General features: G+C 68.5%; 12 protein-coding genes. 4 read left to right on the forward strand and 8 right to left on the reverse strand.

The window, feature by feature from the left end:
* Positions 1 to 90: 90 nt before the first annotated feature.
* From AC1D12_RS09685 to AC1D12_RS09715, 7 genes are all read right to left on the reverse strand, one after another.
* Positions 91 to 1,566 carry a glycoside hydrolase family 16 protein gene (locus AC1D12_RS09685; protein WP_477840133.1) on the reverse strand — a complete coding sequence of 492 codons (1,476 nt, stop codon included), beginning with the start codon at positions 1,564 to 1,566 and terminating at the stop codon, positions 91 to 93.
* Positions 1,563 to 2,525, reverse strand: coding sequence for an AraC family transcriptional regulator (locus tag AC1D12_RS09690; protein ID WP_477827654.1), 963 nt, complete (start codon positions 2,523 to 2,525; stop codon positions 1,563 to 1,565). The genes AC1D12_RS09685 and AC1D12_RS09690 overlap by 4 nt, the downstream gene beginning before the upstream one ends.
* A 28-nt stretch (positions 2,526 to 2,553) precedes the next feature.
* Positions 2,554 to 3,642, reverse strand: a complete 1,089-nt coding sequence (locus AC1D12_RS09695) for an ABC transporter ATP-binding protein (protein WP_477840135.1) — start codon at positions 3,640 to 3,642, stop codon at positions 2,554 to 2,556.
* 27 nt (positions 3,643 to 3,669) lie between these two features.
* Positions 3,670 to 4,572 carry a carbohydrate ABC transporter permease gene (locus tag AC1D12_RS09700; RefSeq protein ID WP_477840137.1) on the reverse strand — a complete coding sequence of 301 codons (903 nt, stop codon included), beginning with the start codon at positions 4,570 to 4,572 and terminating at the stop codon, positions 3,670 to 3,672.
* Between the two features lie 6 nt (positions 4,573 to 4,578).
* Complete coding sequence (locus AC1D12_RS09705; protein WP_477827296.1) at positions 4,579 to 5,610, reverse strand: carbohydrate ABC transporter permease; 1,032 nt, start codon at positions 5,608 to 5,610, stop codon at positions 4,579 to 4,581.
* A 24-nt stretch (positions 5,611 to 5,634) separates the two neighbouring features.
* Positions 5,635 to 6,879: an ABC transporter substrate-binding protein gene (locus tag AC1D12_RS09710; protein WP_477827295.1), complete on the reverse strand. Its 1,245-nt coding sequence runs from the start codon at positions 6,877 to 6,879 to the stop codon at positions 5,635 to 5,637.
* Between the two features lie 177 nt (positions 6,880 to 7,056).
* Positions 7,057 to 8,079, reverse strand: coding sequence for a LacI family DNA-binding transcriptional regulator (locus AC1D12_RS09715; RefSeq protein WP_465113489.1), 1,023 nt, complete (start codon positions 8,077 to 8,079; stop codon positions 7,057 to 7,059).
* A gap of 169 nt (positions 8,080 to 8,248) precedes the next feature.
* On the opposite strand from AC1D12_RS09715, the gene AC1D12_RS09720 reads away from it, so the two are divergent.
* From AC1D12_RS09720 to AC1D12_RS09730, 3 genes are read left to right on the forward strand one after another with little or no spacing between them, the layout of a single operon-like run.
* Positions 8,249 to 9,577, forward strand: coding sequence for a hypothetical protein (locus AC1D12_RS09720; RefSeq protein ID WP_477840140.1), 1,329 nt, complete (start codon positions 8,249 to 8,251; stop codon positions 9,575 to 9,577).
* Complete coding sequence (locus tag AC1D12_RS09725; RefSeq protein WP_477840142.1) at positions 9,574 to 10,623, forward strand: glycoside hydrolase family 26 protein; 1,050 nt, start codon at positions 9,574 to 9,576, stop codon at positions 10,621 to 10,623. The genes AC1D12_RS09720 and AC1D12_RS09725 overlap by 4 nt, the downstream gene beginning before the upstream one ends.
* Positions 10,620 to 11,327 carry a hypothetical protein gene (locus AC1D12_RS09730; protein ID WP_477840144.1) on the forward strand — a complete coding sequence of 236 codons (708 nt, stop codon included), beginning with the start codon at positions 10,620 to 10,622 and terminating at the stop codon, positions 11,325 to 11,327. The genes AC1D12_RS09725 and AC1D12_RS09730 overlap by 4 nt, the downstream gene beginning before the upstream one ends.
* Before the next feature lie 49 nt (positions 11,328 to 11,376).
* Here AC1D12_RS09730 and AC1D12_RS09735 read toward each other — a convergent pair whose 3' ends face one another.
* On the reverse strand, positions 11,377 to 12,192 hold the full coding sequence (locus AC1D12_RS09735; protein ID WP_477827889.1) for an amino acid ABC transporter substrate-binding protein: 816 nt from the start codon (positions 12,190 to 12,192) through the stop codon (positions 11,377 to 11,379).
* Between the two features lie 493 nt (positions 12,193 to 12,685).
* Here AC1D12_RS09735 and AC1D12_RS09740 point away from each other — a divergent pair.
* The coding region (locus AC1D12_RS09740) for an AbfB domain-containing protein (protein ID WP_477840147.1) at positions 12,686 to 14,050 on the forward strand (1,365 nt) is incomplete at its 3' end.

A 14,050-nucleotide genomic window follows, 5' to 3' on the forward strand; every position in this document is an offset into this window, starting at 1 on the left:
CCTATGAAGTGACACGTGGATGGTGTTCTCACCCTGTCGTCGGCGCAGTCGCGTCTTTGCGTTTGACCGTGCCGTTCTTGCGCTCAGGGCTCAATAGCACATCATCAAGCCGAACTTGTTGCGCTCGCAGGTGACGACGCGCGTGCGCGCGGCCGGCGCGGCGGGCTCGGCCGCCTTGCGCGGCGGCGTCGGCCTCGCCACGGGACGGGCGAYCGGCGCCGCGACGTTCACCGAGTCGTACGCCGTCTTCCAGGTCGCGAGCCGTTCGCGCGACAAGGCGGCCAGCTCGTCCTTCTGGTAGATGCGGACATGGTCGACGAGCATCGGCTCGGTGCCCGCTCCGGCTTCCAGGTTCAGCAGGAACGGCCACTGCTCGAAGACCTCGCGCGCACCGGTGGGCAGGTCGGTGCGCAGCACCGCCTTCACCGCCACGTCGTCGACGGCCCATCGGATCTTCACCGGATCCCATTCGAGCGAGAAGCGGTGGAAGCCGTCGCTCGAAGGCGCCAGTTCCACCGGCGCATGGAAGGCCGGCTCGTCGCCGATGCCCGGCGCATACAGGCCGAGGTTGAGGTCGGTCCCGTCCTTCTCGATCAACGCGATCTCGCCGGCTTCCAGCCAGTCGAGCGATGTCAGCGGTGCGCCTTGCAACGAGAGGCGCGCGGCACCGGCCGGCAACTTCACGCGCAGCTCGATGCGGCCGTAGACCATCGCACCCGCCGGCCGCACGCGCAGGCTGCTCGCAGGCGGCAGCAGCAGGCGGCCGTTGCCGTCGAGCTGCGGGCCCGCGCCGCCGGGGGCCTTGTGCACGCGCCAGCGTTTCTCGTCGACCCGCACCGTCGCCGCCGCATCGAACTCGTCGGCCCAGGCGAGCCGCCATGCGGCATCCCGCGTCTCGCGGGGCAGGGCCACCGCCGCCGGCGCCGCGGCCACCATGTCGCTGCCGGCATTCAGGAACTCGATGCGCCCGACCTCGAAGCGCACCGGCTCGTCCGACGGTTCGTTGGCCGTGACCTCCACGCTCGCGACGGCCGGCAGGGTCTGCGCGATGCTCGCGCCGTTGCCGGCGCAATAGGGCTCGGGCTCGAAGACCGCCAGCGGGATGTCGATGTCCATCGTGCCCCGCACCCGCTGCAGCAGCACCGGGTAGCAGCCGGTGTTCTGCAGCCTCGTGTCGGTGCCCTTGATGCGGATGCGAAGCACCTGTTCGGTCGGCGACACGAGCCGGATGCGCAGGTTGCGGAACGCCGAGAGGTCGACCGCCGCCCCGCCGCGGCCCGCCCCCACGTCCACCCCCAGCGTGCTCCACGCGCTGCCCTGCGCACGGCTCAGGCGGCCGGACACCCGCACCCCGCCGTCGTAGGCGCCGAGCGGGTCGGCCGCGACATCGCCGGGCTTCTCGGAGATCTGCAGCAGGCTCACCGGCGGGCGCGCGCGGCCGGCCGGGGCGGTCCGGAAATCGGCCCACACCACCGACGGTCCCGCCGACGGTACGTCAGCGCCCCAGGCCGGCACCGACAGCMACGCCGCGGCAAGCGCCGCCAGGTAGCACGCAGCGCACCTCATGTCGCGCTGACCGGCATGCACAGCTCGCAGCGCACGAACGGCGAACCGGGCGGCGGCGAGCCGGGTTCGCAGCGCTGGATGAAATGCCCTTCCGCGAGCTCGAACGGGGATGTGGGCAGCCATTCGGTGAGCAAGGTGTTCCAGCCACGCCCGATCTCGCTCGACGGGCCCTCGTAGCGCAGGCAGGCGGCCCAGTGCGCCGGCAGGCTCTTGCGCATGGCCCGCAGGCCGGGGTCCTGCCAGCCGGCGGGCAGCTCGACGCAGGCGTCCATGCGGCAATGCGCCGCGAGCGTGATGGCCGGGTCGTCGAGGCCGATGGACAGCATCGGCCGGTCCGACAAGCCCATGCTGTCGACCCAGGGCACGAAGCGCGCGTGCAGGATCTCCGAGCTGTGGCCGTAGTCGCCGCGCTCGCGCATGTAGAGGCATTCCCTCGCCTCGAAGTGCCTGAGTTCGACCCGGCAGCTCGTCGTGGACCGGCTGTCGTCGGCCGGCGTTCGCCAGTCGATCCACCCGCCCGCACGCCATCGGGACGGCGTCATGCCGAAATGCTCGCGGAAGGCGCGGGCGAAGGCTTCCGGCGAGGCGAAGCCGCAGTTGAGCGAGACGGCCGTGACCTTCTCGTTCGGGCAGTGGCGCAGCCGGCCGGCCGCCGTCTCGAGCCGGCGGCGGCGCACGAACTCCTTCGCCGTCTCGCCGCTCCACGCGAGGAAGAGCCGGTGGAAGTGAAACGGCGAGAACGCCGCGCAGTCGCTCAGCCGCTCCAGGCTCAGGTCCTTCGACAAGTGCGTCTCGACGTGGTCCAGCACCTGCTCCATGCGCCGCAGGTGGTGGCTGCGCAGCGAGGGCTGCTCACGCGGGCGCACGAGCGCCTTCAGCGGCCCGGCGCCGGCGGGCAGAAGGCCCTGCGCAAAACGGGGCGGCACGGCAGCGTCGGCGAGCAGGAGGTTCGTGTTCATCGGGCAACTCGTCGGTGGAGGCCAAGACTCAGCGCGCGTTGACCACGCGCCCTTCCGCATCGAACAGGTGGCAGCGGCCCGGTTCGGGCTCGAGCCAGACCACCTCGCCGGTCTTCAGCGGGCGGCTGCCGCTCGCGAGCTTGATGGCCGCGGGCTCGGCCAGGCCGGCCAGGCGCGTGTAAGCGATGTCGCAATCGCCCAGGTGCTCGACCTGATCGACCGTGGCCTGCAGGCCGCCGCCCGGCGGCGCGAAACCGAGGTGCTCCGGACGCACGCCCAGCGTTAGCTCTCGTGCGGTGCCGGGCAGGCCCTGGTCCGGCAGGAAGACGCTGCCGGCGTCGCCCAGCGAGAGGCGCAGGCCGCTGCCCTGCCGGCTGGCGATGCCGGGCAGGAAGCACATCTTCGGCGAACCGAGGAACCCGGCGACGAAGCGCGTGCGCGGGTGGTGGTACAGCTCCATCGGGGTGCCGACCTGCTCGATGCGGCCGGCATTGAAGACGGCAATGCGCGTTCCGAGCGTCATCGCCTCGACCTGGTCGTGCGTCACGTAGATCATCGTCGTGCCGAGTTCGCGATGCAGCCGGGCCAGCTCCATGCGCATCTGCACGCGCAGCGAGGCGTCGAGGTTGGACAGCGGCTCGTCGAACAGGAAGACCTTCGGATGCCGCACGATGGCCCGGCCGATGGCCACGCGCTGGCGCTGGCCGCCGGACAGCGCCTTCGGCTTGCGATCCAGCAGCGGCACGATCTGCAGCATCTCGGCGGCGCGCAGCACCGCCTGCTGCGCTTCGGCCTTGCCGAGGTTCGTGAACTTGAGCGCGAAGCCGATGTTCTCGGCCACCGTCATGTGCGGGTACAGCGCATAGTTCTGGAACACCATTGCGACGCCGCGGTCCACCGGTGGCAGGTCCTGCGACTCTTCGTCGCCGATGAAGATCTTCCCGGCGCTCACGTCTTCGAGACCGGCGATCGAGCGCAGCAGCGTGGTCTTGCCGCAGCCCGATGGCCCCACGAAGACCATGAACTCGCCGGAGTGGACGTGCAGGTCGATGCCGTGCAGCACGCGAGGGCCCTGGCCGTAGTGCTTCTCGATGCCTTGGAGGGTGAGATGAGTCATGTCAGTGTTGCTTCGCAGGGATGCCCCTCATCCCTTGACGGCGCCTGCGGACAGGCCCTCGATGAGGCGGCGTGAAGAGGCGGCGAACAGGATCAGCAGCGGCAGCACCGTGATGGCCGAGCCGGCGCTGATGGCGCCCCACGGCGTCTGGCCGGTGCCCTGCAGCGAGCGCAGCACGAGCGGCGCGGTGAACATCTCCTGCTGGCTCATCACGAGCAGCGCGCCGACGAAGTTGTTGTACGAACCGATGAAGGTCACCAGGCCCAGCGTGCCCATGGCCGGCCCGATGAGCGGCACGACGATGCGCCAGTAGATGCCGAACTCGCCGCAGCCGTCCATGCGCGCCGCCTCGACGAGCTCGCGCGGCAGCGCCGAGCCGATGTACTGGCGCATCATGAACACGCCGAAGGCCGAGCAGGCGCCGGGCACGATGAGGGCGCGCGTGCTGTTGAGCCAGTCGATCTCCTTCATCAGCAGCACGAAGGGGATCATGCCGACGAAGGCGGGCAGCAGCATGGTCGCCATCAGGCCGGCGAACAGCGTGTCGCGCCCCGGGAACTCGTACATCGCGAAGGCATAGCCGCCCAGCGAGCACAGGAACAGGTTGAGCGCAGTCGCCGCCACGGCGACCCACAGCGACAGGCCCAGGCTGTGCCAGAAGTGCGGGCGCAGCGCGACGAGCTGGTGGATGTTGTCGGCCAGCGCCGAGCCGAACCACAGCGGCGGCGGCATCGAGAGGATGTCGCTGTTGGTGTGCGTCGCGAAGACGAACATGAAGTAGAACGGCGCCAGCATGATGAGCGCGCCCGCCATCACGATGGCGTAGGGCAGCCACTCGGAAGGCTTGAGGCTGCGCAGCAGCCGCGCGCGCGTGCGGCTTGCGGGCGGCGCCTTGGCGACGGCCTGGGCGGTGAGTTGCGATGCGGTCATGGCCGGTCAATCCTTGCGCCCGAGGGTGCGGTTGTTGAGCCACGTGAGCGCGGCGATCACCATGAACATCAGCCAGGCGACAGCCGACGCGGTGCCGAAGTCGCCATCGTTGAGGCCGACCTTGTACATCTGCATGGCCACCGTCTCGGCCACCTGCCCGACCCCGCCGCTGCCGCCGGTGAGGATGAAGGGCTCCTCGAACAGCTGCAGGTTGCCGATGATGGTCAGCGTGACGGCCAGCAGCATCATCGGACGCAGCAAGGGCACCGTGATGTAGCGGAACTGCTGCCACAGCCCGGCACCGTCGATGGTCGCGGCTTCGTACAGGTCCTTCGGGATGGTCTGCAGCGCCGACAGGTAGAGCACGGTGTTCCAGCCGACGAAGCGCCACCAGACGATGAAGGACACGATGGGCCGCGTGTACTCCGGCCGTCCCCAGTCGACGTTCTGCACGGGAAACAGCCAGGCGAGCGGGTGCGCGCCGAACACCTCCAGGCGGCCCAGGCCGGTGAGCACCTGGTTGATGACGCCGAAGTCGCGCGAGAACAGCGACGAGAACACCAGCGTGATCGCCACGGTGTTGGTGATGTACGGCAGGAAGTACATCGCGATCACCGGGTTGCGCGCGCGGCGGAACTTCGTGTGGATGAAGAACGCGAGCGGCACCGCGATCAGGTGCTGCGGCAGCCCGGAGACGATGCCCAGCCAGAAGGTGTTGTACATCGCGCGCCAGAAGTCGCGCGCGTACAGCTCCGACCAGAACCGGCCCGAGAAGAAGTGCGACCAGGGCAGGTCATCGAACTGCAGGACGAAGGCGTAGTTGCCCAGGCCCTCCCACTTCATGCCCCCCAGGCCCGCGGTCAGCTCCCAGCGAAAGAACGACGCATACGCGGAGAACAGCAGCGGAAACAGGCCGAACGTCAGGAAGAGGATGAAGAACGGCGCGACGAACACGTAGGGCATGAAGCGCCACGGCTTGAGCCGGCGCCGCTTCGTCTTCTTCGCCGGTGCGCCGTTGAGGGCGGGGACTGCGGACATGGGGGGACTTCCGGTCTCGGTGGATCAGCGGCGAACGCGGCGTTCGATCGCCTTCTTCGCGTCGGCCAGCGCCGTCTTCACGTCCTTGTCCTGCTCCAGCACCTTGTCGAACTCGGCGCTCACGACCTCGGCGGCCACCGGGTCGAGCTTGTCCACTTCGGTGGCGGGAATCTTCGCGGCAGTGGCCTTCCAGGCCTGGCGCGCCTTCTGGCCGCCGAGGAAGTCCATCGGCTGGTCGACGAAYGGGTCGGTGGTGGCCTCGACCAGCGCCGGGAAGGCATCGAGTTCGCGGAAGGCGGCGATCTGCACTTCCTTGCTGGTCGTCATGAACTTCACGAAGTCCCAGGCGAGCTCCTTGTTCTTCGAGCCCTTGGGGATCGCGTAGAAGCTGCCGCCGTACGAGGCGTTCACGCCGCCGGGCAGGCCCGCCGAGCGCCAGTTGCCCTTGGAGTCCGGGGCGATCCAGTTCTTCAGGTGGCCGGCCAGCCACGAGCCCATCATCTCCGAGGCGATGGTGCCGCGCTTGAAGCCTTCGCTCCACTCGTTGCTCCAGGCGCCGACCTTCGCGTCGATGCCGGCCGCACGCGCCAGCTTGGCGGTCTCGAAGGCTTCGACGAAGCGCGGCGAATCGACGAGGGTCTTGCCCTTGGCGTCGAAGTAGATGCCTTCACCGTCCTTCAGGCCCGAGCGGATCATGATGTCCTTGATCGCCGCGGCATGCGGGATCAGGTAGGCGCCTGTCTTCGCCTTGAGCGCCTTGCCGGCGTCGATGAACGACGGCCACGACCTGGTGAGCTGGGCCTCGGTGACGCCGGCCTTGTCCATCAGGTCCTTGCGATAGAACAGCGCGCCCGGGCCGATGTCGGCCGGCATCGCGGCGAAGATGCCGCCGCGGCTGGTGGCCTGCGCCACCGTGAACCTGAAGAACTTGTCCTTGAACTGCAGCGCGTTGTAGGGCGGCTTGGACAGGTCTTCGACACCGCCGCCTTCGGCGAACTTGGCGACGAAGCCGATCTCGATGCCCATCACGTCGGGCAGGTTCGCGCCGGTGGCCAGCGCCGTGGTCATCGCGTTGTGGTGGTCGCCGTAGCCGAGCGCGACCAGCTTGATCTCGACCTCGGGGTGGATCTTCTTGTACAGCGGGATCGCCGCCTGCACCGAGCGGTCGAGGTCCTTGAACGATGCGACGGTCAGCACCGCCTGTGCCGAGGCAAGGCCGGTGGCCGATGCCAGCAGCGTGGCGAGACTGAGCCTGGTTGCGAATTTCACTTCATCTCCTGGTGGGGTCCGACGACGCGCCCGTCGCGTTCGTGACAACGCTCATGCAAGCGCTTGCACGGCAGTGTATGAAGTGTCTGTCGGAGCCGGCCCAGGGGGAACCCTGAACGGACCTAGCCGATCTTGCGATTTCGCGATGTGAGGCGCACCGGGATGGGGCGCTGTGCGTCAGCGTGTGACGGGAACCGCCTTGGTCGATTCGCGGACGATCAACTCCAGCTTCGCCATCGTCGCGCGCGGCGGCTTGCGGCCGTCGATGAGCGCCACGACGGCCCCCGCGGCCTCCCGGCCGAGGTCGCGCAGCGGCTGCCGCACCGAGGTCAGGGGCGGCAGCGAGAAGGAGGAATGGGACAGGTCGTCATAGCCCACGATGGACATGTCGTCCGGCACGCGCATCCCGCGCCGGTACAGCGCGAGCATCGCGCCATAGGCGGAGTCGTCGTTGGCGGCGAACACCGCACTGAACGGCAGGCCGCGGTCGAGCAGCATGTTCATCGCCGTCACGCCGCCCGTCTCCACGTAGCCGCCCGGCGCCACCAGCCGTTCGTCGAAGGGCAGCCCGGCCGCGACCAGCGTGTCGCGGTAGCCGCGCAGGCGCTCTTCGGCATCCTGGCGCCCGGGAGGGCCGGCGATGAAGGCGATGCGGCGATGGCCGAGCTCGACGAGGTGGCGCACCGCCTCGCAGGCGCCGGCGTAGTGGTCGAAGCACAGCGAATGCACCCGCATCGACGCCGACTGCCGCCCGAGCAGCACCGTGGGAACGCCTTGCGCATGGCGATCCAGCAGCTCGTCGTCCAGTTCGGCCACCAGCAGGATCACGCCGTCGACCCGGCGGCCCATCAGCGACATCAGCCGCTGTTCTTCCTCGACCTTGTTCCAGTGGCCGCTCACGAAGATGGCCTCGTAGTGGTGGCTGGCCAGGCCATCCTCGACGCCGCGCATCGCCTCGTTGAAGAACGAGCTGGAGATCTCCTGCGTCAGGACGCCGACGGTCATCGTGCGGCCCTTGGCGAGCCCGCGCGCGACCAGGTTGGGCCGGTAGTTCAGGCGCTTGATGCTGCTCTCGATCGCCGTGGCCTTCTCTTCGGCGACGACGTGGGTGCCGCTCAGGTAGCGCGACACCGTGCTCGTGGAAACCCCGGCCAGGCGCGCCACCTCTTCGAGCGTGACGCTGGTGTTTTCGATGGGCATGGCCCGATGATAGCGCTTGACTTCCTCGCGCGTGAAAGGAGAACGACCCCATGGATTGGGGTTTCACGCCCGGCAAACCCCCGGGGTTTCCCGCTAGTTTCCGTTGATTCGCAAGAACGGTCAGGCCCTCTCATTGCAAGCGCTTGCACGGAACGCTATCGTGCCGGCCATGAAGCCGAAAGACATCCCTCCCCCCACCCCCCTCCGCTCGGCGGCCCGCTGCGTCGGCGTCTTCGCCCTCACGGTGGCGACCTGGGCGAACGCGCAGGTCGCCACGGTGCGCATCGATCCGTCGCGCGCCGGCCCGGCCGTCAACCGGCAGGTGCTGTCGGGTTTCAACTTCGGCAACTGGATGTCGGTGACGGAATTCCGCGACGAGATCGCCAAGGTGCCGGCCGCGGCGCTGCGCTTTCCCGGCGGCAACATCGGCGACGAGCACGACATGGACGAGCCGACGCTGGACGCGTTCAAGTCGCTGCTGTCGCAGGTGGCCGGCGAACGAGAACTGCTGGTGCAGACACGCGTGTTCCAGGGCCGGCCCGACCGCCCCGCCGCCAACACGCCGCAGGACGCGGCCCGTGCCGTGCGCCTGGCCCGCGACCGCGGGCTGAACGTCAGGATCTGGGAGATCGGCAATGAGCCCGACCTCTTCAGCACCGTGCGGGGCGACACGAGCTGGACGGTCCAGCGCTATTGCGAGGTCTTCCGTGCGCAGGCCGCGGYCATCCGCCGCGAAGACCCGAAGGCCTTGATCGCCGGCCCCGCCGTCTCCGGTGCGCAGCCCGGCGCCCCGCTCTTCCTCGAGCGCTTCGTCGAGCTGTGCGGCGACGCCGTGGACGTGCTCACCTGGCACATCTACCCCACCGAAGGCGACGGTACCGAAGAGGCCGCGCTCGCCACGGTGGCCGACGTCGACCGCTCGATCGCGCGCTTCTCCGCCCTGTGGAAGGACCGCTCGCGCAACCCGCTCGGCCACGCCAGAAGCATCCGCTTCGGCGTGACGGAGTACGGCCTGTCGTGGCGCACCGACCGGCCGCGCTTCCTGTCCGACCAGGTGGGCGCGATGTGGGCCGCCGAATCGGCCCTGCGCATGGCGCAGCAAGGCGTGAACCTGGCCCACTACTTCGCCTACATCGGCACCGGCTTCCACGGGCTGCTGGACACCGGCGGCGTGCCGCGCCCGACCTACTACGGCTTCGGCCTGCTGGGCGAGCTGGACGGCACCTTCGTCGAAGCGGCGAGCAGCGACTCGATGCTGTGGACCCATGCGACGAAGAAGGGCTCGCAGCTCCAGCTCGTGCTGTTCAACACCCGCACGCAGGCCCAGCCGGTGCGCATCGACGGCCAGGCCGCGCTGACGCTCAAGGAGGCGCGTTTCTTCGACGCCGGCATCGCGGAAGAGGAGAAGCCGTTGCAGCCGCTCGCCGCGCAGGCGGGACGCACCATCACCCTGCCCGCCCGCTCGATGGCGATCGTCACGCTGGAGCTGGCACCATGAGCCCCGATCAACTCCTGCGCCGCCGCCTGCTCGCCGCTTCGGCCCTCGGCGTGGGCCTGCCGGCCTGCGGCAGTTCGCCGAAGGTGCCGTCGGCACTCGACGACGCGCTGGCTCTGCCGATCGTCGTCGACCGCGACGAGGACAACCGCCGCGGCATCTTCTTCGGCCTCTTCCGCGAGAGCGCGTTGCCCGACCTGCTGGCCGACGCGGAAGCCGACCTGCGCCGCCAGCCCGCGGCCGCGATGTGGTTCACCCGCTTCGGCGCGGCTTTCCCGGAATCGCAGATCCGCTACCTCGCGCAGCGCGGCGTGGCGGCGCAAGTGACCTGGGAGCCCTGGGGCTTCGACAACAGCCCCGTGGCGCTGGCCGACATCGTCGCCGGCAAGTGGGACGCGACCATCGACGCCTGGGCGCTAGGCGCGGCGCGCGTCGACCTCCCCTTCATGCTGCGCGTGGGCCATGAGTTCAATGGCGACTGGTATCCCTGGTGCCTGGTGAAGAACGGCCGCCAGCCCCAGCTCTTCGCGCGGGCCCACCGCCACATCGTCGAGCGCTTTCGCGCGGCGGGCGCGAACAAGGTGCGCTGGGTCTGGTGCTTCAACAACGACAGCACGCCCGCGGAAGCCTGGAACGACCCGCGCGCCGCCTACCCCGGCGACGAGTACGTCGACTGGATCGGCATCGACGGCTACAACTTCGGCACCAGCCAGAGCTGGTCGCACTGGACGCCCTTCAGCCAGGTCTTCGGCCGCGCGGTCGCGATGGCCCGCGAGATCGCGCCGTCCAAGCCCATCGTGCTGGCCGAACTCGGGTGCTCCGAAACCGGCGGCGACAAGGCCGCGTGGATCGAGCGCATGTTCAGCGACATCGAGACGCTGCCCAACGTCCGGGCCTTCACCTGGTTCGACATCATCAAGGAGACCAGCTGGGCGCTGACCTCCAGCAACGAGAGCTGGCTCGCCGCCCTGCACGGCCTTCGCCGCGCGTCGATTCGCGGGAATGGCAACGCGCTCCTGTCCATCACCACCACGAGGAAACCGGCATGAACACCAGAAGCGCCGCCAGCCATRCATGGCTCGCAGGAACGATCGTCACCGCGCTCGCGACGGGCTGCGCCATGGCGCCCGCGCCGAAGGCCGCCGCAATTGCAGGCAACGACGCCGCACGCGCACCGGCGGCCGCAGCCGCCGAACCGGCGGCCGACGGCAGCCGCCTCGTGCTCGCGACCATGAAGGCCGGCAGCGGGACCGATCAAGGCGCCTCCACCGACGGCTTCGCCTATGCCGAGAAGGCCGGCGACGCCTCCGTCGGCAAGCTGGCGGCGGCCAACGGGGTCGCCCGCGTGACCGGGGTGATCTGGCCGCAGAAGGGCAGCACCTGGGCCGGGGTCGGCTTCACCGTCGGCGTGGGCAGCGGCGGCAAGCCGATGGACGCCTCGGCCTACAAGACCCTGACGCTGCAGCTCGCCGCCAGCGCGCCGGGCGTGCTGCGCATCCGCGTGCTCGGCGACGAGAAGGCCATTCGCGACGCCGGCTGCTACCCGGTGGTGCTGCAGCCGGTCACGCCGGAACTGCGCGAGTACAGCATCCCGCTGGCCCGGTTCGCCTCCGAGTCGTACTGCGGTGCCAATGCGCGAACCATCGCGGTCACGCAGGGCGCCCTGTCGGCCGTGGAAGTGGCCGACGCCAAGGTGGGCGCCGGCAAGCGCGACGTCGACTTCCAGGTGGGCCGCATCACGCTGGGTCGCTGAGCGGCATTCGGGCCCGAGCCGTTTCAGGCTCGGGCCTGAAGGGGTGAAATCAGATCGAGAAGCCCAGCAGCGCCGCGACGCCGGCCTCCTTGTTGGGGCGCGAGAAACCGTCGCGCGTCAGCCGGCTCATCTTGATCGTCAGCGTGTCGGTCATGAACCACTTGTCGTACAGCGCGTTGATCTCGCCACTCGCGTAGAGCCGCATCAGGCTGCGGTCCACCGCCGCCAGCAAGGCCTTGTCACCCTTTCGGACCATCACCGCATAGGGCTCGACCGAGAGAGCCAGCGGGCTCACCTCGAGCGAATCGAGCGCCCGGTCGGCGGACACCAGGCCGAGCAGCAACGAGTCGTCCTGCGGGAAAGCCCGGGCCCGGCCTTCCTTCAGCGCCTTGTACGCGTCGGCATTGCTGGTGTAGGACTGGAACTGCGCACGCAGCTCTCCGTCGCCCAATTGCTTGAACAGCTTCTCCGAGGTGGTGCCCTTGATGAGCGCGATCGGCAGCCCGTTCAGGTCCTTCACCGCGTTGACGTGGATGCTCTTGGCGGTGAGAACGCGCATCGAGGCGACGAAGAACGAGTAGCTGAAATCGACCTTCTCCTGGCGTGCCCGGGTGTTGGTCGTCGACCCGCATTCGAGGTCGATCTCGCCGGCCTGCAGCTTCGGAATGCGCTCCGCGCCGCTGACGACCTTGAACTGCACCTTGAGCTCGCCGAGCTTCAGCTCGCGCTTGATCTCCTCGACGGCGTTCATGCACAGGTCGACCGAGTAGCCGACCGGTTGCTTCTGCTCGTTCAGGAACGAGAAGGGCCGGGCCGATTCGCGCACGCCGATGGTGATGGACCGGCTGTCGCGGATCCGGGCCATGGTGTCGCCGTGGGACTGTGACCACGCAGCGCCGCTGCAACCCAGCAGCAGCAGGCACAACGACACGCGGTGCTGAAATGAAGACATGACCTGGACTCCGCCCAAAGGCCCGAAGTCTGGCGGTCGCACCCGCGGAAAAAATGATCGCCTGTCGATCGATTCGTGATCGCGGAGATCGCGCAGCGATGCGTGAGGAATATCTCCGGCTTCGATGCCCTCGCCCGCTCCTCTCTACATTGCTTTTCGAGCCGAGTCATCACCGGGTCGCGATGGCGTGTCAGGGTATTCGCGGGAATATTCAATCCGGTATCGGCGCGCGCCGAGAAGCGATTGGACCGTGCAGCACCGCCTCCGTAGCATCGCCCCCCGCGATCTCGCCGATTGAGCGAGGCGCAACGGGCCCGTCAGCTCATGACGGCTGCTTTTCCACGGAGACAGGAGTTCACTGGTGAAGACATTTCTGAGATCGATTCGGTCGGCTGTTGCTGCCACCTTGCTCGCCGCTGCGTTCGGCGGTGCGCAGGCGCAGTCGGCGGGCTATTTGCTGGTTCATTTCACGGGCGAGTCTGCGCAAGGCGAGCAGACCTACATGTCGGTCAGCACCGACGGCATGCATTGGTCGGACCTGAACAACAGCCAGCCTGTGCTCATGTCGACCGTCGGCGAGAAAGGCGTGCGCGACCACACCATCGTGCGCTCACCCGATGGCTCCAAATACTGGATCCTCGCCACCGACCTGCGCATCGCCAGCGGCAAGGGCTGGGACGCCGCGATGCACCACGCCAGCACCAAGCTGGTCATCTGGGAATCCACGGACCTCGTGCACTGGTCCGAGCCGCGCCTGGTCGACGTCGCCGGCGCCATCCCGAACGCGGGTTGCGCCTGGGCACCCGAAGCCATCTGGGACCCGGCATCGAACGCCTACATCGTGTACTGGGCGACCATCTCGCCGCTCAACGGCGTCGACAAGCCGCGCATCTACTACGCGAAGACGACCGACTTCCRCAGCTTCACCGCGCCGCAGATGTACATCGACCGGCCCGGCACGCAAGGCATCATCGACACGCAGATCATCGAGGTCGCGGGCAACGTCGGCGGCTTCAAGTACGTGCGTGCCTCCGGAGACGGCCAGATCACGCTCGAAGGCAGCCAGTCGGTGCTGGGCGCGTGGACGACCATCGGCGACCTGTCGCAGATCGGCCTGACGGGCAGCATGGTCGAAGGCCCCATCCTCTTCAAGTTCAACAACGAGGCCAAGTGGGGCCTGTGGGTCGACCAGTACGCCGCCGGCAAGGGCTACCTGCCGCTGAGCTCGATCAACATGGGCAGCGCGCAGAACTGGCAGATCGCGTCGACAGGCTCGTACAACCTGGGTGCGGACCGCAAGCGGCATGGCGGCATCCTGAACCTGAGCGCGGCAGAGATGAGCCGCGTGAACGCGCAGTGGGGCGGCGCCACGCCCATCAACCGGCTGCAGTCCTCCAACTTTCCGGATCGGTACGTGCGGCATTCGAGCTTCACGGTGCGCATCGATCCGAACGTCTCGCCGCTGGATGATTCGAAGTTCCGGATCGTGAAGGGGCTGGCGAACAACGCGGGCTACGTGTCGTTCGCGTCGGTGAACTTCCCGGGCTACTACCTGCGGCACAAGGACTTCGTCTTCGAACTGGCGCCGTACGACGGATCGCCGCAGTTCGCCGCGGACGCCACGTTCAAGCAGGTGCCGGGGCTGGCCGACACGAGCGCCAGTTCGTTCCAGGCGTACAGCGACTCGACCCGCTACATCCGCCACTACGCCTATGTGCTGCGCCTGGACCTCGTCAAGAACCAGACCGACCGCAGCGATGCGACGTTTCAC

It is taken from the genome of Rhizobacter sp. P1_G5, assembly GCF_056405435.1.